This is a genomic window from Solirubrobacter ginsenosidimutans, from assembly GCF_027587205.1.
In genome coordinates, this window is the sequence record NZ_JAPDOD010000081.1 from 1 (window position 1) to 23,316 (window position 23,316).

Consider the following 23,316-nt stretch of genomic DNA (forward strand, 5'->3'; position numbering starts at 1 on the left):
CACCAACCGCGGCATCAACCCCACCACCAGCACCGACCCCAACCCCACACCCACACCCACACCGACCGCGACGCCCGCCCCGACGTCCACCGCGACGCCGGCTCCGACGTCCACGCCGACCCCGGTTCCGACGGCGACGCCCGCCCCGGACGCGCCCGCGGTGAGCCGCTGGACTGCGCCGACCGGCGTCCGCGTCGGCACGGCGGCCACGCTCGACGGCACCACCTCGACTGGCGACGGCACCCTGACCTGCACCTGGAGCTTCGAGGACGCCACCGGCGCGACGGTCTGGGAGACCGCCACCGGCTGCAAGATCACCAAGACCTTCTCGATCGCCGAGACGAAGTACGTCCGCCTGACCGTCGTCGACGCCGACGGTGACACGAACGCCAGCCTGAAGTCCTTCGCGGTCGACGCTGCCGCGACGCCCTCGCCGACTCCGACGGCGACGCCTTCGCCCACGCCGACGGCCACCCCGTCCCCGACCCCGACGGCGACGCCTTCGCCCACGCCGACGGCCACCCCGTCGCCGACCGCGACGCCTACGCCTCCGGCGACCCTCGCTCCGGCGGACCTCGTCGCCTCCTACGGCTTCGACGAGGCGTCCGGCACGAGCGTCCTCGACGACTCGGGTAAGAGCAACGCCGGCTCGATCTCCGGCGGCGCCGCCCGCGTCAGCACCGGCAAGCACGGCCAGGCCATCCGCTTCGACGGCGTCAACGACCAGGTCGTGGTGAAGGACTCCGCGTCCCTGGACCTGACCACCGCGATGACGCTGGAGGCGTGGGTCAAGCCGAGCGCCCTCGGCAGCACGTGGCGGACGGCGGTCCTCAAGGAGAACGGCAACGGCCTCGCCTACGCGCTGTACGCCAATGACGATCGCGGCAAGGCCGTCGGCTACGCCCACACGTCGCTGGACTACGACGCCACCGGCTCGGCGCTTGCGCTCAACGCTTGGACGCACATCGCCGTGACCTACGACGGCAGCACGCTGCGGTACTTCGTCAACGGCGTGCAGGCCGGTTCGCGTGCGCTGTCCGGCACCATGGCGACCGGGACCGGCGCGCTCAAACTCGGCGGCAACGACGTCTGGGGCGAGTGGTTCAAGGGCGACGTCGATGACGTCCGCGTCTGGCGCAAGCCGCTCACCGCGGCGCAGATCGCGGCCGACATGAACGTCGACGCCTGATCGCGAGACCCCGCTCTCGCGGAAGGTGCGGGGCCGGCTCGGATGAGTCGGCCCCGTGCCGTTTAAGCGGCGAGGAGCAGGTCGTTGACGTGCGCGTACCGGCTGGCCTCGGTGCGGTTGGCCACGCCGAGCTTGCGGTACGTGTTCGACAGGTGGAACTTGACGGTCTGCTCGGTCACCCACAGCTCGCGGGCGATGCGTCCGTTCGTGTAGCCCTGAGCCACCAGGCGGAGGATCTCGAGCTCGCGGTCCGTCAGCGGGCAGAGATCACGCGAGGGCTTCGCCGACGCCATCCGGCGCGGAGCATGCACGACGGCATCACGCGAGATCTCACGCACGAGGGTGGCGAGGCCGACCGGGTGCACGGTCTTGGAGATCACGGCTTCCGCGCCGGCCTCGAACGCCCGCTCCAGCGACTCGTCGTCCATGCGCATCGTCAGGAACACTCGCTTGGCTTCCGGCCGCAGCTCCGCCAGCTCCTGCAGACGTGCCAGCGCGTGCTCGGGCTCCTGCGTGTCGTCGATGACGACGATGTCGGGCTCGAGCTCGATCGCCCGCGGGCTCAGCGTCGCTGAGCCGTCCAGGAATCCGATCACCTGGAACCCGGATGTCTGCCGCAGCGCCAGTCGAATGCTCTGAGCCGCGAACGAGTTGTCGGCGATGATCATGAGTCGCTTCACTTCGGCCACCTCCGTGGGCTTCCACCGTCCATTGCGTTCAGGTTCGCGCCTGAACCATCGGGGGGGAAGGTGATGTTCAACTGACCGGATTGGCGGGTTCGTGCCCTTCCCATGGGTGGGTGGACGCATGGACCACCCCCCGTGGGGCAGAAACCTCACCCGACGGTGACAGCGCGCGATCGTAGGCCGCCAGCAGGTGCCCGGTCGAGTGCTGCCAGGAGAGCTCGGTCTCGACCCGCTCGCGGCCGGCGCGGCCCATCCGCTCACGCAGGTCGGGGTCACTGAGCAGCGTGTCGATGCGCTCGGCGAAGCCCGCGATATCACCGGGCTCGGCGTACAGCGCGGCGTCGCCGGCCGACACGCGTGACTCGCGCAGGTCGTAGGAGACCAGCGGACGCCCCATCGCCATGTACTCGGGGATCTTGATCATCGTCGAGACGTCGTTGAGCGGGCTCGGCGGATCCGGCGCCAGGCAGACGTCGGCGGTGGAGAGGATCGTCCGGATGTCGTCGTCGTAGCGCCAGCCGGCGAACTCGACGTGTTCGGCGATGCCGAGCTCGCCCGCGAGCGCGCGCATCTGCTCGAGCATGTCGCCCTCGCCGATGAACACCGCGTGCCAGTCGTCGCGCCGCTGGTGAAGCTCCCCGAGCGCCTTCAGCGCGTGGTCGAGCCCGTCCTGTGGGCCCATGATCCCGAGGTAGGCGATCATGTGCGCGCGCCCGCGACGCCACGACGGGTCGGGCTCAGCGGGGCGGAAGCGCTCCAGATCTGGCCCGTTGCGGACGACGAAGACGTCCGCCGCGTCCATCCGTCCACGCCCGAGCGCGATCGCCCGGTAGGAGTCGTTGGTCGAGAGGACGACGTCGGCCGAGCGGAACGCGATCCGTTCCAGCGCCGCCGCCACGTTGGACAGCGGCCCGTCCCCGAACTTGGCCCGGTAGAGCTCGGGCACGAGGTCGTGGTGATCGAAGACGAAGCGGGCGCCCTTGCGGCGCAGGCCGCGCGCGGCCAGCAAGAGGAAGTCCGGCGGGTTGCACGCGTGCACCACGTCGAAGGGCTCGACCGCCGCGAGCTTGCGCGCGAGCTTGCGGATCCGCCACATCGCCTGCGCGTACTCCCGCGCGTAGCCGACCAGGCCGCCGGCCGCGGGAACCAGCGGGTAGCGGTGGATGTCGATGCCCTCGAGGCGCTCGAAGGGCGCCGTGTGACGTCCCTGGCCCTCGGCGCAGACGATCGTGACGTGCCATCCGGCGTCCGTCAGCGCCCGCGCCTCATTCCACACGCGCCGGTCGGACGGCACCGGGGCGTTCTCGCTGATGATCAGGGCACGGCGGCCGGCCATCACGCGGCTCGCGTATCCGGGCCGAGCGGCGCGGCCTTGGACACCAGCGTGCCTTCGCGCGAGATGACGACCGGCTCGCCGGAGCCGGCAAGCGATGCCTCGGCCGCCGCGAGCACGCGCACGATCTCCAGCCCGAGACGGGAATGCGAGCGCGGCCGCGCGCCGGTCAGGATCGAGTTGGCGAAGTCGGCCAGCTCGAGGCTCAGCGGCTCGGCCGCGTCGATCCGGGGCGCGACGATGTCGCCGGATCGGTAAGTCAGGCGGTGCTCGCCGAAGTTCGCCGGCTCCTGGACGACCTCCATGTCGAGGCCGCGGTCGTAGATCCGGACCGCGCCGTCGGGCATCGTGTCGTCGTACTGGACCATCTTTCGCGAGCCCACGATGATCATCTGGCGCACCTTGCGCGGCGCCAGCCAGGAGACCTGCACGTTGGCCGACGGCCCATCCTCGAAGCGCAGGGTGAGGAACGCCGTCTCGGCCACGTCGGGGTCGAACACGGTGCAGCCGGCGGCGCTGACGCTCGCCACGCGACGATCGAGCCAGTACAGGAGGATCGAGAGGTCGTGCGGCGCCAGGTCGCAGACCACGCCGTCGGCCTGATAGAGCCCGAGGTTCATCCGCGACGACGTGACGAAGTAGATCTCGCCCAGCTCGCCCGACGTGATCAGGTCGTGGATCTTGTTGACCGGCGGGCTATAGAGGAACGTATGGCCCGGCATGAGGACGAGCTCCTTGCGCTCGGCCAGGTCCACGAGCGCCTCGGCGTCCTCGACCGCGGTGGCCAGAGGCTTCTCCACGAGCACGTGCTTGCCCGCTTCGAGGGCCTTCCGCGCCAGCGCGTAGTGCGTGCGCGGGGGCGTGGCGATGCACACGGCATCGACGCGCGGATCGGCCAGCAAGGCGTCGAAGTCGTCGCTGGACGGCACCCCGGGGGTGCGCGCCTCGAACCGCCGGACCTGCGCCGGATCGCGCTCGCACAGGGCGATGAGCTCGAGCTCCGGCCGCTCCATGACGTTGCGGACGATGTTGGGGCCCCAATAGCCGTAGCCGACGACGACCACGCCGAGCGGTGAGGTGCGCGGCGTCATGCCGCGCCCCTGCCGAGCAGAACGACGGGGATCGTTCGTGCGAGGATCCGCACGTTCATCCAGAGCGAACGGTTCTCGACGTATTCGACGTCCAAGCGGATCATCTCCTCGAGGGTGAGTTGGGAGCGCCCGCTGACCTGCCAGAGGCCTGTGAGACCAGGCTTGACCGCGAAGCGCGCGAACCAGTGCGAGGGGTAGTGCTCGACCTCGTACGGGATGGGCGGGCGAGGGCCGACGAGCGACATGTCCCCGCGGAGGACGTTCCAGAGCTGCGGAAGCTCGTCCAAGCTGGACTTGCGCAGGAAACGCCCTATACGAGTGACGCGCGCGTCACTGGCGATCTTGAAGAACGGCTTCTCGACGGTGTCGTCGCCTTCTCCGCGCGTGATCAGCTTGGTCACGAAGGCGCGGTGCGTGTCGTGTTCGGCGTTCGCCCGCATCGTCCGGAACTTGTTCACGGTGAACGGCTTCAGGTTGCGACCGACGCGTCGTTGACGGAAGACGAACCAGCCGGGCGAGTCCAGCCGGATCGCGAGCGCGATGACGAGCAGAAGCGGCGCGAGCGCGATCAGCAGCGCGCCGGCGACGAACACGTCGAGCACCCGACAGCTGACGGCCGTCACCCGCGACTCGCGGCTAGCAGGCGCCGCGACCTCTGGGCTTATGAGGCCAACCACATCCATGCCTGTGGCTCCCAAGGGTTCCTTAGGCGGCGGCGCTCGCCAGCAGGTGGCTGCCCAGCCGCTCGATGACATAGTCCTGGGCGTCGTCGCCGAGCCCGGGGAACAGCGGGAGAAGGATCACTTCGCGCGCCGCCGCCTCGGTGTGCGGCAGTAGGACGTTCGTCCCGGCGTAGGCCTTCTCGTGGTGGATCGCCATCACGCCGCGTCGCGTCGCGACGCCGTCGCGCAGCAGCCGGCGCATGAGCTCGGTCCGGTCCAGCGGCGAGCGAGGGCTCACGCGCAGGGCGTAGGACTGCCACGTGCGGACGGCGTAGTCGGGCTCGTACGGCGCTTCCAGGTACGGGATCGACTCGACCGCCGCGTTGTAGCGCGCCGCCTGCCGATCGCGTTCGGCGAGGATCTCGTCGAGCGCCTCGAGCTGGCAGAGGCCGAGCGCGGCCTGCATGTCGGTCATGCGCGTGTTCCAACCGCGCTCGGGATAGGACTCGAAGACGATGTCGGTCGCGTTGTGGCGCGCGAGATCCGACAGGTCCATCGCGTGCTGGCGCAGCTTGCGCAGGCGGTCGGCGAGCGCGCCGTCGTTGGTCGTGATCATCCCGCCCTCGCCGGTCGTGATGACCTTGCGCGGGTGCAGCGAGAAGCAGGCCGTCGACTGCAGCGAGCCGATCGGGCGGCCCTTGTAAGTCGCGCCGATGGCGCACGCGGCGTCCTCGACGATCGCGACGCCGTGGCGCTCGCCGATCGCGTAGAACGCGTCCATGTCCGCAGGCAGCCCGATCTGGTGGACGGGCATGATCGCCTTCGTCCGCGACGTGATCGCGTGCTCGGTTGCGACGGGATCGAGATTGTACGTGAGCGGGTCGACGTCGGCGAAGACCGGCTCGGCGCCGCACTGCCAGACGGCGTTGGCGGTCGCGATGAACGACAGCGACGGCACGATGACCTCATCACCCGGCCCAACGCCCGAGGCGTACAGGGCGAGGTGCAGTGCGGTCGTGCAATTGGTCGTGGCGATCGCGTGCTCGGCGCCCACGCGGGCGGCGAACGCGTTCTCGAACGCCTGGACGCGGGGGCCCTGGGAGACCCAGCCGGAGGCGATGACCTCGGCCAGCGCTTCGGCCTCACCCCCGTAGAACTTGGGCTTGGCGAACGGGACGTTCATCAGGACACCTTCACCAGCGGCTCGAAGCGGCCACCGGAGCGGTTCGCCGACCACCACTCGACGAGTTGGGTCAGGCCGGCGTCCAGATCGGTCTCGGCGACGAAGCCGAGGTCCTCGCGGGCGGCCGTGGTGTCGGCCAGGCGACGCGTCACGCCGTTGACGGCGCGCTCGGGCCCGAACTCGACGGAGAGGTCGGAACCCATGACCCGCAGCAGCGCGTTCGCGAGGTCGAGCAGGCTGGTCTCGGTGCCGCTGGCGACGTTGTAGACCCGATCGGTCTTGTCGCTCATCGCCGCGAGGATGTTCGCCTTGGCGATGTCGGCGGTGAACACGAAGTCCATCGTCTGCAGGCCGTCGCCGAAGATCAGCGGCGGCTGCCCAGCCGCGATGCGCTCCATCCAGCGGACGAGCACTTCGGTGTAGACGCCGTGGATGTCCATCCGCGGTCCATACACGTTGAAGTAGCGCAGCGCGATGTAGTCCAGGCCCGTCATCGCGTGGAAGGACCGGAGCAGACCCTCGTTGAAGGTCTTCGCGGCGCCGTAGAGCGTGTCGTTGGCGTACGGGTGGTTGAACTCGGTCGTCGGGAAGGACTCGGCGAGGCCGTAGATCGAGGCCGACGAAGCCGCGACGAGCTTGCGCACGCCCTCCTCGGCCGCCGCTTCGACGACGTTGAACGTGCCGTTGACGAGGACGTCGACGGCCAACCGCGGCTCCTCGGCGCACTGCGTGATGCGCAGTGCCGCCTGGTGGAACACGACGTCGGCCTCGCGGACGAGCTGGCGAACGAGGTCTCGGTCGCAGATGTCGCCTTCGACGACGCGTACGTTGCCGCCGGCCTCGGCGATCGCGAGGTTGTCACGACGGCCGCGGACGAAGTTGTCGAGCACCACGATCTCGCCGGCGCCGGCCTCGACCAGCTGATCGGCGATGTTGCTCCCGATGGTTCCGGCACCACCGGTGATGAGGATGCGCTCGCCTTGGATCACGTTCAGTTCAGCTCCCGATTCTCCGACCATGCTCAGACAACGCCGCGCGGTCCGTGGATCTTCCATATGTTTGTCGTTGGTCATGCCGCTTGCTCGGTTTCTGACTCCGCGATCGGCAGGACTCCGAGTCCATAGCCGTCGACCGGGTCCAGGATCAGTGCAGCGGTCTCCGCGCGCGAGCGCGTCTCAAGCTTGTGAAACGCCGAGGACAGGTGGGTCTTGACCGTCGACTCGGCGACGAACAGCGTGTCCGCTATCTGGCGGTTCGTGTACCCACGAACGACTAGGGCGAGGATCTGTTTCTCGCGGAACGACAGCGCGCGCGGCGCGAGTTGACGGACGAGCGCCGGCGGCACCACGAGCTGCCCGGCGATGATCGCGCAGGCGGTGGGGACCAGCGCCTCGTCGAGCTGTCCGTCGATCACGATCCCGGACGCGCCCGCCCGCAGGACACGCCGCAGGTCGGCACGAGACGTGCCGACGGCGACGACGGCGATCACGGGAGCTTGTGCGGACGCTCGCCGCGCCCGCTCGACCGCGTCCACGACGTCTCCGCGGGAGAGGATCTCGACGGCGAAGCCGGCTGCCTCGAGAGCCTCGCGGATGTGACCTTCGGCACGCTGGTCCGCGCCGATCGCGACGACGACCGGTGCGGTGGTGTGCTTCAGGACTGGGGCACTCATGCTCGACTAACGCACTTCGGGCACCGTCGCTTCCGCGCATCCTGCGATCCTCCGGTGGGCGCTGCCGCGCTCCACCGTTTTTCATCCCTGCGCGAGCGATCGGCGCGGTTGTAATCGCCATCGGTGCCCGTTGGTGGGTATGGAGATTGCGAAGGCCTTGATCCTGACCGGGTGCGCTGGCGACGATCGTCCGTGGCCGACGGCGCCCAACGGGCCCAAGCACCTCTTCCCGGTCGCGAACCGCCCGATCCTGTTCCACAACCTCGAGGCGCTGCGTGCCGCGGGGGTGCTGGAGGGCGTGATGCTTGTCGATTCCGACTCCGGCGAGGCCATCGAGCGAGCCGTCGGCGATGGGCGTGATTGGGGTCTGAGCCTTCGCTACGAGACCTGGAGTCCGGCCGAGGGGATCGGCGCGGCTCTCGGCGCGGCGGAGCGCTTCGTCGCCGACGAGCCGGTGCTCGTCCAGATGGGCGACGCACTGCTGCGCGACCGGTTGCACTCGCACATCGCGACCTTCGCCCGCGAAGGTCTCGACGCGCTCGCGCTGCGCCTCACGCGTGACGGCGGTGAGCGGCTGCTCTCACCCGCGCCCGGGTACTTGCTCTCAAACCGCGCGATCTCGATCCTGCTCGACGGCGCCGATGCCACGACGAATCCGGTCGCCGACGTTCGCGCCGGCGGCGGACGCGTGCGCGTGCAGCGGGTTGACGGCTGTCTGCCTTGCCACGGCGACCAGGAGTCGCTGCTCGACAGCAACCGGCGCGTCCTCGAGGGGCTCCAGTCCTCCTACGACGCCAGCCTGCTCGACGAGTGCACGGTGCAGGGCTCCGTCGCGATCCACAAGACCGCCCGGGTTCGCCGCACGCTCTTGCGCGGCCCGGCGATCATCGGTCCTGGAGCCGAGATCTCGGACGCGTACATCGGTCCGTACACGAGCGTCGGCTCAGGCGTCGTCATCGAGGGCTCGCAGGTCGAGTACTCGATCGTGCTTCCTGACGCCGAGCTTCGCTTCATCGGGCAGCGTCTTGAGTCCAGCGTCATCGGGCGCGGGGCACGCATCGTCCGGGGGTTCGATCTCCCCGGTGCCATTCGCATGTCGGTCGGAGAAGGTGCAGAGGTGGTGTTGAGTTGATCGCTTCCAAGGTTTCGGGCGTCGTTGGCCCGTCGGCGGTCCGCCGACTCGCCCTGATCTTTGCCTTCGCGGTCGCCGCGCTGGCCGGCTCGCCTGTGCTCTCACAGGCCGCTGCCGCGTGCGGGAACCCGATCTCGTGCGAGAACGAGATCACGGGCACCGACCCGAGCGTCTGGGAGGTCGAAGGGTCCGGCGACCCGACGATCCAAGGCTTCGCGACGTCGATGAGCGTCAACAAGGGCGAGAACATCTCGTTCAAGATCAAGTCGTCGACGCAGAACATGCGCATCGACATCTATCGGCTCGGCTACTACAACAACATGGGCGCACGCCTGATGCAGGGCAACATCGCGCCGACCGCAACCGTCACCAATCAGCCGGCCTGCCAGAACGACTCGGCGTCGGCCAACCCGACGGGGCTGGTCGACTGCGGCAACTGGAGCGTCTCGTACACGTGGGCGGTGCCCAGCACCGCGGTCTCCGGGGTCTACATCGCCCATCTCGAGCGCAATGACACCAACGGGACGAGCCTGATCCCGTTCGTCGTGCGCGACGACAGCAGCCATTCCGACGTCGTGGTCCAGACCTCGGACGCGACGTGGCAGGCGTACAACACCTACGGCGGCAACAGCCTCTACACGTGCACGACCTTCTGCCCGTCGGGCAATCCCAGCACGTACAAGGCGGCCTACAAGGTCTCCTACAACCGGCCGTTCCACACCGCCGACGACGACAGCGGTCGCTCGTGGCTGTTCGCCGGCGGCGAGTACCAGATGATCCGCTTCCTCGAGCGCAACGGCTATGACACCAGCTACGTTTCCAGCCTCGACGTCGGCACCCGCGCGCCGCTGCTGAAGAACCACGAGCTGTTCATCTCCAGTGGGCACGACGAGTACTGGTCCGCGAGCCAGCGCACCGGCATGGAGCAGGCGCGCGACGCCGGGGTGAACCTCGCGTTCTTCACCGGCAACGAGGGATTCTGGAAGACCCGCTGGGAACCCAGCATGTCCGGCACAGCCAATCGCACGCTGGTCTCCTACAAGGACACCCATTTCCCGGCCCAGGTCGATCCGGTCGAATGGACCGGGACCTGGCGCGACCCACGCTTCACGACCGCGGCGCAGAACACGCCTGAGAACGCTCTCACCGGCCAAAGCTTCATCGTCAACTCCGGCACGTCCGCGATCGAGGTCCCACAGCGCTTCGGCACGTACCGCATGTGGAAGAACACCACGGTCTCCTCGGCCACGAGCACGACGCTCGCGCCCAACTCGCTCGGATACGAGTGGGACGAGGACGCCGACAACGGTTACCGCCCGGCCGGTCAGATCAAGCTGTCGGCGACCACCGTCGGCGGTCTGGAGCTGTTCACCGACTACGGTTCGACGACTGCGGTCGGCGGCACCGCCACGCACAACATGACGATGTACAAGGCCCCCAGCGGCGCGCGCGTGTTCTCGACGGGCACCGTGCAGTGGGCCTGGGGTCTGGATGACACGAACCCCAACGAGGCGCCCGTCGACAAGAACATGCAACAAGCGACGGTCAACGTCCTCGCCGATCTCGACGCGGGTCCGGCCGACACGCTGATGGCGGGACTGAGCGCGGCGACCAAGACCACGGACGCGACCCCGCCCACCGCGACCATCAACACGCCCCCGGCGACCGTCCCGGACGGCACGCGGATCACGCTCAGCGGCACCGCCACCGACGCTGGCGGCGGCGTCGTGGCGGGGGTCGAGATCTCGACCGACGGGGGCGCCAGCTGGCATCCCACCTCCGGCACGACGAGCTGGTCCTATTCGTGGATCGCGCATGGATCGCCCACGGCCAACATCAAGGTCCGGGCCACCGACGACAGCGCGAATACGCAGACCCCGGGCGCCGGCGTGAACGTCAACGTGACGTGCCCGTGCTCGATCTGGGGAGCCAACTTCACGCCCGCCGACATCGACTCCACTGACGCGACCCCGGCCGAGGTCGGCGTCAAGTTCAAGTCCGACCAGTTCGGGCAGATCTCCGGGATCCGCTTCTACAAGGTGGCCGCCAACACCGGCACGCATGTCGGCAGCCTGTGGTCGACCGACGGGACACGACTGGCTCAGGCGACGTTCTCGAGTGAGACCGCGAGCGGCTGGCAGACGGTGACGTTCTCGTCACCCGTCCAGGTGATGCCCAACACGACGTACATCGCGTCGTACTTCGCCCCCAACGGACATTTCGCGGCGACGGGCGACTACTTCTATCGCGCACCCGCCCCCGGCCCGAACGGGGGTGCCGTGACGGACGGTCCGCCTCTCCACGCGATCAAGAACACCGCCGGCGTGACCAACGGCGTCTACGTCTACAGCGGCACCAGCGTGTTCCCGAGCAATTCCTTCGGCGCGGCCAACTACTGGGTCGACGTCCTGTTCGCCGCGATCCCGGCGCCGGGCGCGATCAGCGGACTCTCCGCGACCGCGGGCGGGAAGACGTCGGCGAACCTGAGCTGGACCGCCCCGTCGACCGGTGGCGCTCCGACCTCATACAAGATCACGCCCTACATCGGCGCGACGGCGCAGACGCCGACGACGATCTCCGGCACGCCGCCGCTGACGATCGCGACGATCACCGGGCTCACCACGGGTACGGCATACACCTTCACCGTCCAGGCGATCAATCCGACAGGCTCAGGCCCGGTGTCGGCCAACTCGAACGCGGTCACTCCGCTCGTCGCGGTGCCGCCCTCGCCGCCCACCAACGTGGTCGCCAACCCGGCGTCCAACCAGGCGAGTGTCAGCTGGACGATCCCGCAGTCCGACGGCGACAGCCCGATCACCAACTACACGATCACGCCGTACATCGGCGCAACGGCACAGACCGCCACCCAGGTGACGGCGCCGGCGACCTCGGCGGTGGTGACGGGCCTGACCAACGGCGTCAGCTACACGTTCAAGGTCACCGCGACCAACGCCGCCGGCACCGGCACCGCGTCCGCCTCCTCTGCGGCCGTGACGCCGGAGGACACGATTCTCGACTTCGCGACGCCGACGACCGTCGACTCGCAGGACGGGAACGCGGTCGAGCTCGGGGTGAAGTTCAAGCCCGCGACCAGTGGTCAGGTCACCGGCATCCGGTTCTACAAGAGCGCCGCCAACACTGGCATCCACAGCGGCAGCCTCTGGAGCGCCGCCGGGACGCGCCTGGCCCAGGTCACGTTCTCCAACGAGTCCGCTTCGGGCTGGCAGGTCGCGACGTTCGCGAGCCCGGTCACGGTGACCGCCGGCACGACCTATATCGCGTCGTACTTCGCCCCAGCGGGTCGCTATTCGCATACCAACAGCGGACTCAGCGCGGCGATCGACAATCCTCCGCTGCAGGCGCTCGCGAACTCGACGAGTCCGAACGGCGTCTATTCCTACGGCTCGACGAGCACGTTCCCGACCAGTTCGTACCAGGCCGGCAACTACTTCGTCGACGTGATGTTCGCGGTCCCGGTTCCGGGGACGGTGACCGGAGTGACCGCGGTCACCGGCGGTCAGACGTCCGCGACCGTCTCCTGGACCGCCCCGTCCACCGGCGGCGGAGCCGACAACTACAAGATCACGCCGTACGTCGGCGCGACCGCCCAGACGGCGACCACGGTCCCCGCCACCAAGACGTCGACCCGCGTGACCGGGCTGACGACCGGGACGACCTATACGTTCACCGTGCAGGCGCTCAACGGCAGCGGTGGGGGCACGGCCTCGGTGCAGTCCAACTCGGTGACCCCGTCAGCGCCGATCGCGCCGAGCGCGCCGAGCGACGTCCTCGCGCGGCCCGCGTCGAACTCGGCGCAGCTCACGTGGACGGCGCCCGACAGCGATGGCGATAGTCCGATCACCGGGTACACGATCACGCCGTACATCGGCGCGACCGCGCAGACCCCGGTGACCTCCAGCGGGACCGGCACGAGCAAGACCGTGACCGGGCTCACCAACGGCGCGGGCTACACCTTCAAGGTTGCCGCGACCAACGCGATCGGCACCGGCGCGGCCTCGGACCCGTCGAACTCGATCACGCCGCAGTTCACGATCCTGGACTTCGCCACGCCGACCACGGTCGACTCGGGCGACGTCACCCCGGTGGAGCTCGGCGTGAAGTTCACGGCCGATTCCAGCGGCTCCATCACGGGCATCCGCTTCTACAAGGCGGCGGCGAACACAGGCACGCATGTCGGCAGCCTGTGGAACGCCGCCGGCACGCGCCTCGCGCAGGCCACCTTCACAAACGAGTCGGCGACGGGTTGGCAGACGGTCACGTTCGCAAGCCCGATCGCGATCACCGCCAACACGACCTACGTCGCCAGCTACCTGGCGCCGGCGGGTCACTACTCGGTGACGGCCGGTGCGTTGGCGACCGGGGTGGACAATCCGCCGCTGCACGCGGTCTCGAACGCCACCAGCCCGAACGGCGTCTACCTGTACGGCGCCGCGGGCGGGTTCCCGACCGGCTCGTTCAACGCCGGCAACTACGGCGTGGACGTCCTGTTCGTCGGCGCTCCGGCGCCCGGTGCCCCGACGGGCGTGACCGCGACCGCGGGCCAGGGTTCGGCCAACGTGTCGTGGACCGCGCCCTCTACCGGCGGTGCGCCGTCGGCGTACAAGATCACGCCGTACATCGGCGCGGCCGCGCAGACGGCCACGACGATCACCGGCACGCCGCCGGCGACGAGCACCACGATCGCGGGCCTGACGAGCGGGACGGCCCACACGTTCAAGGTCGAGGCCTCGAACCTGAGCGGCACGGGGCCGGCGTCGGCGGCATCGAACTCGGTCACGCCGACGGCCGCGACGGCTCCGGCGGCGCCCACCGGCGTCACCGCGCTGGTCGATGCAGGGTCCGCGGTCGTGTCCTGGACCGCGCCGTCCAACGGCGGGAGCCCGATCACGGGCCACACCGTGACGCCCTACATCGGCGCCACCGCGCAGACGCCGGTCACGGTCGGCGCGTCCACGACCAGCACCCGCGTGAGCGGTTTGACCAATGGGACCGCCTACACGTTCAAGGTGAAGTCGTCCAACGCCGTGGGCACCGGCCCGGACTCGGCGGCATCCGCCGCGGTCTCGCCCGCGTTCTCGCTGCTGGACTACACGACGCCCGGGACGACCGACTCCGGCGACGGCGGCTCGGTGAACCTCGGCGTGAAGTTCACGGCTGACTCCAACGGCACGATCGCCGGGATCCGGTTCTACAAGGCCACGACGAACACAGGGACCCACGTCGGCACCCTGTGGACGGCGGCGGGAGCGCAACTCGGCCAGGTGACCTTCACCGGCGAGTCGGCTTCGGGCTGGCAGACGGCGCGCTTTGCGTCGCCGATCAGCATCACGGCCGGGACGACGTACGTCGTCTCGTACCTGGCTCCCAGCGGTCACTACGCCGTGACCGGCGGGGCGTTCGGCTCGGGTCCGCTGGACAGCGGCCCGCTGCACGCGCTGGCCAACGTGACGAGCCAGAACGGCGTCTTCGCGTACGGCGCGACGTCGACCTTCCCGACCGGCAGCTTCAACGCCGCCAACTACTGGGTGGACGTCCTGTACGCCCCGACTGGGAGCTGATCCATGCGCGCCCGTCACGTCAGCATCGTCGTCGTCTTCGGACTGCTGCTGTCCGCGTGCGGCGGGGCCGGTTCCCCGGCCCCGGCGCCGGTCGGCCATCCCAGCAATCCCGCCAAGAGCCGGCTGACGCCGGAGACCAAGAGCGGACGCTCCAACGAGGGCGCGGGGAGCGCCGCGGCGCAGGCCGAGACGCAGACGGTGGTGCAGCAGGCTGCGAGCCCGTGCGCGTTCGTGAGCAAGTCCCAGGCCAGCGCGATCGTCGGTGAGGCGATCGAGAAGCCGCGCGTCGCGCCTCAGGGCCCGACGTGCATCTACACGACCAAGGGCGGGAAGCGGTTCTTCAGCCTCGCGGTGCAGTCGATGCAGTTCGAGCAGTTCCGCAAGCAGCTCGGCAAGCCCCAGAAGCTCACGGTGTCTGGCCGCAACGGACTCTGCGCCACGAACGGGCAGCCGACGCTCTATGTGCCGATCGGCGGTGGCCGTGTTCTGAGCGTCGCGGGACCCTGCGCAATCGCGAAACGCTTCGCGGCGGCGGCGCTCGCGCACCTGAAGGCCTGAGCAAACTCGAATTCGGAAGGAAACTTGAGCCGTCGTGTCGGAAGGACGCGGGAGCTCGAGACGTTAGTGGAGTGGTGCAACCCCGGATTCTCATTATCTCGCCCGTTCGGAACGAGGCGGCTCACATCGAGCGCGTCATTCGCGCCATGGCGGCTCAGCAGTTGCCGCCCACTCGCTGGATCATCATCGACGACAAGTCGACGGACGACACGCTGGCGATCCTCAAGCGCCTCGAGCCAGAGGTCCCGTTCCTTCAGGTCGCGCAGGTTTCGGACGCGCCAGAGGGCCCGGTCCGAGATCGTCTAGCGCGTGCCGCGGCGCCGCGAACGTTCAACGCGGGGCTGGCCGTCGCCGGCGACATCAGCGGCTACACGCACGTGATGAAGCTCGACGGCGACATCGAGCTGCGGCCCGACTACTTCACCGAGCTGATGGCGCGCTTCGACGCCGACCCGACGGTCGGCCTCGCCGGCGGCGTGCTCGACGAGCCGACGCCGGAGGGCGGGATGCGCCGGATCAAGATCGCCGGCAACCACGTCCATGGCGCGCTCAAGTGCTACTCGATGGCGTGCTTCGAAGCGATCGGCGGCGTGCAGGAGCGCCTTGGCTGGGACACGATCGACGAGACCTATGCGCGCATGCGCGGGTTCGGAACCGTGCACTACAGCGAGCTCGTCGGCATTCATCACCGTCCGATCGGGAGCGCTGACGGGACGCTCCGAGGCCATGCTCGTCACGGCGAGTGCGCGTACATCGCGCACCACACGTTCTGGTGGATCTCGCTGCGCGCGTTCCGCGTCGGTCGCCGGAAGCCGCGCGTGATCTCCGGCTTGGCGTTCATCTACGGATTCATCCGGGCAGCGGCCCGGCGGGTCGAGCGGGTTCCCGACCTTGAGTACCGCCGCTTCGCGCGGCGTGAGCTTCGCCAGCGCGCGGTGGGCGCGCTGGTTCCACATCACGGAGGAGTGCGATGAGCATCGGTATCGTCGGCTTGGGCTACGTCGGTCTGCCCTTGGCGATGGAGTTCGCCGAGGTCGGGATCGACGTCATCGGTGTCGACATCGACGCGGGGAAGGTAGCCGGCCTGCGCCGCGGCCACTCGCACATCGAGGACGTGCCGGATGCACGGCTGCAGGGCGTCCTGGAGCGCTGCTCGTTCAGCACCCGGTTCGTCGATTTGCACGACGCCGAGGCGATCCTCATCTGCGTCCCGACGCCGCTGAACGCCAACCGCGAGCCCGAGCTGGGCCCGCTGCTGGGCTCGGCCCGCGCCTTGGGAGGCGTGATCCGCTCCGGCCAGATCATTGTGCTCGAGTCGACCACGTTCCCCGGCACCACGCGCGACTATCTCGTGCCGCTGCTGGAGGAGTCGGGTCTGCGTGCCGGCGTCGACTTCGCGCTGGCGTTCTCGCCCGAGCGCGTCGATCCGGGCCGCACCGACTACACGATCGCGACCACCCCGAAGATCGTCGGCGGCCTCACGCCTCGCTGCACGGAGCTTGCCGCCGAGGTCTACGGCCGCGTGTGCTCCACCGTCGTCCCGGTCGGCTCTCCCGAGACCGCCGAGATGGCGAAACTGCTGGAGAACATCTTCCGCTCGGTCAACATCGCGCTGGTCAACGAGCTCGCGATGCTGGCCGACCGCATGAACGTCGACATCTGGGAGGTCATCGACGCGGCCTCGACGAAGCCGTTCGGTTTCATGCGCTTCGAGCCAGGCCCGGGCATGGGCGGCCACTGCCTCCCGGTTGATCCGTTCTACCTCACGTGGCGTGCCCGCGAGTTCGACTTCGCCACCGAGTTCATCGAGCTCGCCGGCAAGGTCAACAAGCAGATGCCGTACTTCTGCGTCGAGAAGATCGAGCAGGCGCTCAACGATGTCAGCAAGTCCGTCCGCGGCTCTCGCGTCGTCGTCCTGGGCGTCTCGTACAAGCCGGGCGTGGGGGACATCCGCGAGTCGCCGGCCCTGAAGATCATCGAGCTGCTGCAGGCGCGAGGCGCCGAGGTCGTCTATCACGACCCGTACGTTGCGGAGCTACCCTCGATGGGACTGGTGAATTCGGACCTCGACGCGGCGATGGTCGCGGCCGATCTGGCGGTGATCGTGACAGCTCACCCTGGAGTCGACCACGAGCAGATCGTGCGGAGCGCTCCGATTGCCGTCGACCTTCGCGGCGTGACCCGCGGCCTACAGGAGCCGACGGTGCGCCAGCTCGGTCGCGCCCGGTAGCTCTCGATGAACGCTCGTATCGACGTCGTCATCGTGAGCTACAACAGCGCTGACACGCTGCGGTCATGCGTGGAGCCGCTGCTCGACCAGCCGGGGATCACCGTAACGGTCGTCGACAACGCTTCCACGGACGGCTCACTCGCCACGCTCGCCGGCCTCGGGGTGAACGCGATCGATGCGGAGCGCAACGGGGGCTTCGGGTTCGGCTGCAACCTCGGGATGACCGCGGGATCGGCGCCGCTCGTGCTGTTCCTGAACCCTGACGCTCGTGTGGAACGCGCGGACCTCGCACGACTCGAGGCGGTCTTGGAGGCCGAGCCCGAGGTCGCCCTCGTCGGCCCGCGTCTCGTCGACTCCGACGGGGAGCTCATCCCGAGCATTCGCCGGTGGCAGCGTCCGGGGACGGTCTGGTCGCAGGCGATGTTCCTGCACCGCCTGTTCCCGCGCGCCGCTTGGGCCAACGAGATCGCGTCCGCGCACGAGCGCTATGAAACCGTTGAGTATCCCGAATGGATCTCTGGCGCGTGCATGCTCGGAAGGCGCGACGCGCTCGAGGCCATCGGCGGGTTCGACGAGTCGTTCTTCCTCTACTGTGAGGACATGGACCTCTGTGCGGAGCTCGTCAAGCACGGGCACCGCATTCGCTACGAACCGGGCGCTACCGTTCACCACGTGGGCGGACATTCCGCGCCGCGCAGCAGCCTGCTGCCGGTACTGGCCACGAGCCGCGTGCTTTTCGCACGCAAGCACGCTTCGCCGTTTTCGGCGCGGATCCAACGCCTCGGGATCGCCGTCGACGCGGCAACGCATTCGTTCGCGGCCCTCCGGCGCCCCAGCTACGCCCGTGGCCATTTCGCGGCGCTCGGCTCGACGCTCCGTCGTCGCGTGGTCGGGCACAACGCCGGCTGATCACAGCGGACCCGTGTACAACCTCACGTTTCATGGCGTCGGGGAACCGCCTCGTGTGCTTGAGCCCGGCGAAGCGCATGTGTGGCTGTCCGAACAGCGGTTTCTGGCCGTTCTCGATGCGGTCGGACGGCGGGATGATGTTCGGCTGTCCTTCGATGACAGCTTCCGGTCGGACGTCGACGTCGCGCTCCCCGCGCTCCTCGATCGCGGGCTGACCGCGACGTTCTTTGTCCTCGCCGGGCGCCTGGATCATCCAGAGCACCTCGGCGCGTCTGATCTTCAGAAGCTGAACGACTCCGGGATGACGGTCGCCTCACACGGACTTCACCACCGAAACTGGCGAAACCTGGACGAGGGTGGGCTGGCGGAGGAGTTGGACCAGGCGCGAAACCTGCTCACCGAAGCCACCGGCAAGCGCGTGACCCAAGCGTCGGTGCCGTTCGGGGCTTACGATCGTCGCGTCCTGTCGCGGCTACGCGCCGCGGGCTACGACCACGTATACACGAGTGATGGTGGCCAGGCCAACGCGCGTCAGTGGCTGCAGCCCAGGACGTCCATCACGGTGACCGACAGCGTCTCAGCGATCGCGAAACAGCCCGCGTCGGGCGAAGCGATGCGTATTCACCTCAAGCGATTCGTCAAGCGGTGGAGGTGAACGATCAGCTTCGGGGCCCGATCCTGATCGGGTTCGCGGAGGCCCTCGCGGCACCCGAGACGGCGTTCAGCCTGCGCGCGGCCGGACTCCCCGTCGCGGCCTTCACGCGGCGCGGCAAGCGCCCACCGCTGCGCAAACACCCCGAGGTCCCGGTGCACGCCGTCACGGCGCCCGAACAGAGCGCCGCCGAGGCGATCAGCGAGCTCAAGGCGCTGGCCACGACACTCGGGGCGGTCGCGCTGCTCCCGCTCGACGACCCGGCCGTGTGGCTGTGCGATCGGGTCGCAGCGGAGCTCGGGCTGCCGGTCATCGGGGCGACGGGTCCGCAAGCACGGTTGGCGCTCGACAAGCGCCTCCAGTTCGACGCGGCTCGTGCCGCCGGCTTGCCGGTGCCGGAGACCGTGGTGCTCGACCAGGCGAGCGACGCGCTGAACCTCGACGAGTTCCCCTTGGTGCTCAAGCCGGCCTTCGCGGTGACGGAGATCGACGGGCGGCTGGACAAGGCCGGCGGAGCCGTGTGCGCGAATCGGGACGAGCTCGTCGCCACGGTGCAGCGGTGGCGAGCCGCCGGGCCGATTCTCGCTCAGCCATGGATCGCCGGCTCCGGCGAGGGCGTCTTCGGTATTGCGGTCGACGGGGAAGTGCGCAGCTGGAGCGCACATCGGCGACTGCGAATGGTCAACCCGCAGGGCTCGGGCTCCAGCGCGTGTATCTCGGCCGTTCCGGAAGAGGCGATCACGGCGAGCGGCGCGCGCATGATGGTCCAAGCAGGCTGGGAAGGCCTGTTCATGCTCGAGATCTTGCGCGACAAGCACGGCACCCCGTGGTTCATGGAGCTCAACGGGCGGACGTGGGGGAGCTTGGCGCTCGCCCGGCGCCTGGGCTTCGAGTACCCCGCGTGGGCAGCGTCTGAGCGCCTCGGCCTTGGGCACCCTCAAGGGCCGGAGCCAGTGGCCCGGCCCGAGGTGGTGAGCCGCCATCTCGGTCGCGAGATCCTCCACACGCTCAGCGTGCTGCGCGGGCCCAAATCGACGGCGCTCGTGGAGTGGCCCGGCCGCTGGGAGACGCTCCGGTCGGTGACTCGGCTGCGGCGCGGTGAGGGTTGGTACAACTGGTCGCGCGAGCATCCCGCGATCTTCCTCGACGACACGTTGCAGACCGTCCGCGGTGCGATGCCCCGGGGGAGGTCACGATGAAGCTGCGTGTCGCCGCGCACGTTCACTCGGCCTGGTCGTACGACGGAAAGTGGACGCTCGAGCAACTCGCGCGAGCCTTCTCAAAGCGCGGCTACGACGCCGTCCTGATGGCCGAGCACGATCGCACGTTCGATGCGGCGCGGTGGCTTGATTACCGCGACGCGTGCGCGGCGGCGAGCCAGTCCGGGGCGCTCTTGGTGCCCGGGATCGAGTACAGCGACGCCGAGAACCGGGTCCACGTACCTGTGTGGGGCGCGGACCGTTTCCTGGGGGCGAACCGGCCCACGATCGAGCTCCTGCGGGATGCGGCGGGCGAGCGAGGCTTCTCGGTGATCGCCCACCCTGGGCGGCGCGACGCCTGGACGACGCTTGCGCCCGAGTGCTTCGCGCTCGCGAGCGCGATCGAGACCTGGAACCGCAAGTACGACGGCTGGGCTCCCAGCGCGATCGCGCTACGGCTCGCGGAAGAGCATGGCCTGCGCCGGTTCGCGGGACTGGATTTCCACACGGCCAAGCAGTTCTTCCCGATGGCGATGGAGGTGCAGTCCCCGACCGCCTCCGGCGACGGGATCTTCGAGGCACTGCGCGCCGGCACCTTCGCGCCGGTTGTCCTGCGCCTGCCCGGTGATCGCTTCGCGTCGGGACCCGGGTTGGCCGGGGCGCGCACGGCCGAATTCGTCCGCCGGCGGCTCGCGCGTGCGGTCCGCCAGGTACGCGGGCGCGTCAAGCGCTCGCTTCACGCGTCGCCCTGACCGGCCGCCTACGCGGCGTTGCCGGAGCGCGCGACGCGGAACCGCGGGACCCGTGCCAGCAGTTCGAGCGCGGCGCTCGGCACGATACGTCGCAGCGCGGCACAGAGATCGCTCCAACAATCAGCGAACGTGGCGCGAACCGTGAGTAGGTACGCGACTCCGCTGAAGGCGCCGACGATCGCGATCTGCACCAGCACGGGCGCGCCGGCACGATTCATGGCCCACGCGAGCGGAACGCCGACGATCGCCATCGCGATGCAGCCGACGCTCGCCGGGGCGATGTCGCCCCAGAGCGAGCGCAACGCACGTTCGCCGAGAAGCACTTGGTAGGCAACGACCAGGAAGAGCGTGTGAATCACGGCGGCGGCGATGGCGACGGCCGTCAACCCGTGCGGGGAGACGATCACCACGGTGCCGGCGTAGACGACGAAATGCGCGATTCCGTAGCCGAGCATGGCCTTGGTCCGGCCCGCGGCCGCCATGCCCGAGCCGGCGGCGTCGATCACCAGCGTCGCGGCTCCGCCCGCCGCCAGGATCTGCGCCGGCAGTACGGCGGGCTCCCATTCCGGTCCGAACAACCACGGCACGACGACAGGGCCGAGCAGAACGAGCAGAACGAGGAACGGAAAGAGGACCACAGTGAGCAGCCGGACCATCCGCCGTCGCAACGCGTGAAGCTCATCGTGGCCGGCGGTCCGGGAGAGGATCGGCATCGCCATCTCTGTCATGACGATGCTGATCTTGCGCTGATACTCGACCGCGAGTTGATAACCACGCCAGTACAGACCGGCCTGCGCGGCCCCGAGGCGCGCGCCGATGATCGCGTAGTCACCGTTGCGAAAACCCGTCCAGGCCAGCGTCGCGAGCGAAGCCGGACCGCTGTACGGAAAGAGGTCACGCATCGCTTGGGGGCGCCAACGCGGCAACGGGATCGGTGCGAAGAACAGACCGAGCGCGATGCTGACGACCACGCTGATGGTCGTGCCGAGTACCAGCGCCGACGCGTCGAGCCCAGCGAGCGCGAGCCCGATCATGCCCGCTACGCGCGCGAAGGTCGAGGCGATCGAGATGATGCCGATGGACTTGAAATCCAGCCGCCTGCGGAGCACGGCGAGGGGAATCGCGTTGACCGCGCCGAGCAGGAACGTCGGAGCGACGATCATCAACAACGTGGCGGTCTCCGCGCCGTAGATCGGCTTCGCGAGCAACTGGGCGATCACCATGGTGACCAGAGCAAGGCCGATTCCGATCAGCAACCCGAGCGACAGCGCTCCTTGAAGGTGCTCACGTCCGACGCTGCGTCGCTGTACGAGCGCGCTCGACGTGCTCTCCATCGGCAGCGTCATCGTCAATTCCTGCACGATCGTGACGACCGCGTAGACACCGAACGCGGCCGGGGGGATCAGCCTGGCCAAGACGACCATCGAGACCAGCAGCAGCGCTTCGATGATCATGCGCGCGTACGTGATCCACCGCAGACCGGCTGCGGTCGCGGCTGTGAGTTCCTCGTTGCTGCGAGTGTCGCCCGGCTGCTCCTCGACCGGTGAGGCGCTCAAAGCTCCCGCACCACTCGCGCAGGGTTCCCGGCCGCGATGACGCCGGCCGGGATCGAAGCGGAGACGACCGCGCCCGCTCCGATGACGGAGTCTCGGCCGATCGTGACGCCCTTGAGGACCTTCACGCTCATGCCCATGAAGACGTTCTCCTCGATCTCCACCGGTGCCATGCGCGGGTTTCCGCCATGTCGACGAGCCGGATCCAGATCGTGGAAGTTCGAGTCGAAGATCTCGATGTTCGCACCGAAGAGACCGCGCGCTCCGATACGGATTCCAGCGCCTTCGCTCTTGACGAACGCGTTGTTGTTGAACTCCGTGTGATCGCCGATCTCGATGCGCGCATCGACCGACGAGACCTCGAAATGGCAGTAACCCGCGTAGAAGAGCGGAGAGCGGTACCAGCCGAGCTGCACGTCCTCGCCGAATGCGATCGCGCCCGGACCGACCAGAAGCACCGGCTGCAGCCTCCGCGGCGAGCCGGTGACCTGACGGCAGGTCGAAAGTGCCCGGTACTTCAGGATCCGAGGCTTCTGCGCCGCGGCCTCGATGGTCGGGCGCACGATGCGGCGAGCGGCCCGGCGAGCGAACCCACGCCGCTGACTCGGCATCGCGGTAGGCGTGGCGAGGATCTCGGCGAGCATTTCGGCGAGCCGCTCGTCGTGCGGCGTACGAGACGACGCGTCACGCAGAATGCGTTCCGCCTCGCCGTGGTCGCCGCTGTCGCGCAGCACGATCGCCAGGCCGTAAAGCGCGTCGACGTTGGTCGGAGCGACCGACAACACTTCACGGTAGAGGATCGCGGCAGCGTCCTGACGACCGAGGCGACGGTGCTCGGCAGCCGCGATCAAGGACCGGTCGACGACGGAAGGCGCGGTTTGGGAGGCGTGGTCGTTCATGCTCGAGTCAACAACGACGGGCCGCCAGCTCGACTTC

Annotated in this window: 19 protein-coding genes; 10 read left to right on the forward strand and 9 right to left on the reverse strand. The window is 68.9% G+C overall.

All coding sequences use genetic code 11. The features are described 5' to 3' along the window. Positions 1-1,189, forward strand: a 1,189-nt coding sequence (locus OM076_RS41920; RefSeq protein WP_270046174.1) for a LamG-like jellyroll fold domain-containing protein, incomplete at its 5' end; no start/stop codon positions are given. A 62-nt stretch (positions 1,190-1,251) separates the two neighbouring features. Here the strand turns inward: OM076_RS41920 and OM076_RS41925 are convergent. The 7 genes from OM076_RS41925 to OM076_RS41955 all read right to left on the reverse strand — a co-directional run bounded on the left by OM076_RS41925 (position 1,252) and on the right by OM076_RS41955 (position 7,816). Then, positions 1,252-1,869 carry a response regulator transcription factor gene (locus tag OM076_RS41925; RefSeq protein WP_270046175.1) on the reverse strand — a complete coding sequence of 206 codons (618 nt, stop codon included), beginning with the start codon at positions 1,867-1,869 and terminating at the stop codon, positions 1,252-1,254. 76 nt (positions 1,870-1,945) lie between these two features. Further along, positions 1,946-3,211, reverse strand: coding sequence for a glycosyltransferase family 4 protein (locus OM076_RS41930; RefSeq protein ID WP_270046176.1), 1,266 nt, complete (start codon positions 3,209-3,211; stop codon positions 1,946-1,948). Further along, positions 3,211-4,299: a Gfo/Idh/MocA family protein gene (locus tag OM076_RS41935; RefSeq protein WP_270046177.1), complete on the reverse strand. Its 1,089-nt coding sequence runs from the start codon at positions 4,297-4,299 to the stop codon at positions 3,211-3,213. The genes OM076_RS41930 and OM076_RS41935 overlap by 1 nt, the downstream gene beginning before the upstream one ends. Beyond that, a complete protein-coding gene (locus OM076_RS41940; RefSeq protein ID WP_270046178.1) occupies positions 4,296-4,922 on the reverse strand; it encodes a sugar transferase in 627 nt (208 codons plus the stop codon). The genes OM076_RS41935 and OM076_RS41940 overlap by 4 nt, the downstream gene beginning before the upstream one ends. Before the next feature lie 82 nt (positions 4,923-5,004). Next, positions 5,005-6,144 carry a DegT/DnrJ/EryC1/StrS family aminotransferase gene (locus OM076_RS41945; RefSeq protein ID WP_270046179.1) on the reverse strand — a complete coding sequence of 380 codons (1,140 nt, stop codon included), beginning with the start codon at positions 6,142-6,144 and terminating at the stop codon, positions 5,005-5,007. After that, on the reverse strand, positions 6,144-7,163 hold the full coding sequence (locus OM076_RS41950; protein WP_272599075.1) for an SDR family NAD(P)-dependent oxidoreductase: 1,020 nt from the start codon (positions 7,161-7,163) through the stop codon (positions 6,144-6,146). Before OM076_RS41950 ends, OM076_RS41945 begins: the two co-directional genes overlap by 1 nt. A gap of 50 nt (positions 7,164-7,213) precedes the next feature. Further along, the gene (locus OM076_RS41955) at positions 7,214-7,816 is read right to left on the reverse strand and encodes a response regulator transcription factor (protein ID WP_270046181.1); all 603 of its coding nucleotides are present in this window, start codon (positions 7,814-7,816) and stop codon (positions 7,214-7,216) included. 139 nt (positions 7,817-7,955) lie between these two features. Here OM076_RS41955 and OM076_RS41960 point away from each other — a divergent pair, with 139 nt between their 5' ends. The 9 genes from OM076_RS41960 to OM076_RS42000 all read left to right on the forward strand — a co-directional run bounded on the left by OM076_RS41960 (position 7,956) and on the right by OM076_RS42000 (position 20,827). Beyond that, entirely contained in the window at positions 7,956-8,948 is a 993-nt protein-coding gene (locus OM076_RS41960; protein ID WP_270046182.1) for a sugar phosphate nucleotidyltransferase, read from the forward strand. Then, entirely contained in the window at positions 8,945-14,527 is a 5,583-nt protein-coding gene (locus OM076_RS41965) for a DUF4082 domain-containing protein (protein WP_270046183.1), read from the forward strand. Before OM076_RS41960 ends, OM076_RS41965 begins: the two co-directional genes overlap by 4 nt. A 3-nt stretch (positions 14,528-14,530) precedes the next feature. Then, on the forward strand, positions 14,531-15,085 hold the full coding sequence (locus OM076_RS41970; protein ID WP_270046184.1) for a DUF3558 domain-containing protein: 555 nt from the start codon (positions 14,531-14,533) through the stop codon (positions 15,083-15,085). Between the two features lie 74 nt (positions 15,086-15,159). Beyond that, on the forward strand, positions 15,160-16,059 hold the full coding sequence (locus tag OM076_RS41975) for a glycosyltransferase family 2 protein (RefSeq protein WP_270046185.1): 900 nt from the start codon (positions 15,160-15,162) through the stop codon (positions 16,057-16,059). Then, entirely contained in the window at positions 16,056-17,315 is a 1,260-nt protein-coding gene (locus OM076_RS41980) for a nucleotide sugar dehydrogenase (RefSeq protein ID WP_270046186.1), read from the forward strand. Before OM076_RS41975 ends, OM076_RS41980 begins: the two co-directional genes overlap by 4 nt. Before the next feature lie 6 nt (positions 17,316-17,321). Further along, complete coding sequence (locus tag OM076_RS41985; protein ID WP_270046187.1) at positions 17,322-18,224, forward strand: glycosyltransferase family 2 protein; 903 nt, start codon at positions 17,322-17,324, stop codon at positions 18,222-18,224. Positions 18,225-18,279: 55 nt separating this feature from the next. Beyond that, positions 18,280-18,879 (forward strand): polysaccharide deacetylase family protein, encoded by a 600-nt coding sequence (locus OM076_RS41990; RefSeq protein WP_270046188.1) that lies wholly within the window; start codon positions 18,280-18,282, stop codon positions 18,877-18,879. Next, complete coding sequence (locus tag OM076_RS41995; protein ID WP_270046189.1) at positions 18,876-20,075, forward strand: hypothetical protein; 1,200 nt, start codon at positions 18,876-18,878, stop codon at positions 20,073-20,075. Before OM076_RS41990 ends, OM076_RS41995 begins: the two co-directional genes overlap by 4 nt. Continuing rightward, positions 20,072-20,827 carry a PHP domain-containing protein gene (locus OM076_RS42000; RefSeq protein ID WP_270046190.1) on the forward strand — a complete coding sequence of 252 codons (756 nt, stop codon included), beginning with the start codon at positions 20,072-20,074 and terminating at the stop codon, positions 20,825-20,827. The genes OM076_RS41995 and OM076_RS42000 overlap by 4 nt, the downstream gene beginning before the upstream one ends. An 8-nt stretch (positions 20,828-20,835) precedes the next feature. Here OM076_RS42000 and OM076_RS42005 read toward each other — a convergent pair whose 3' ends face one another. After that, a complete protein-coding gene (locus tag OM076_RS42005; protein WP_270046191.1) occupies positions 20,836-22,383 on the reverse strand; it encodes an oligosaccharide flippase family protein in 1,548 nt (515 codons plus the stop codon). Further along, entirely contained in the window at positions 22,380-23,279 is a 900-nt protein-coding gene (locus OM076_RS42010; protein ID WP_270046192.1) for a tetratricopeptide repeat protein, read from the reverse strand. Before OM076_RS42010 ends, OM076_RS42005 begins: the two co-directional genes overlap by 4 nt. Positions 23,280-23,316: the final 37 nt, after the last annotated feature.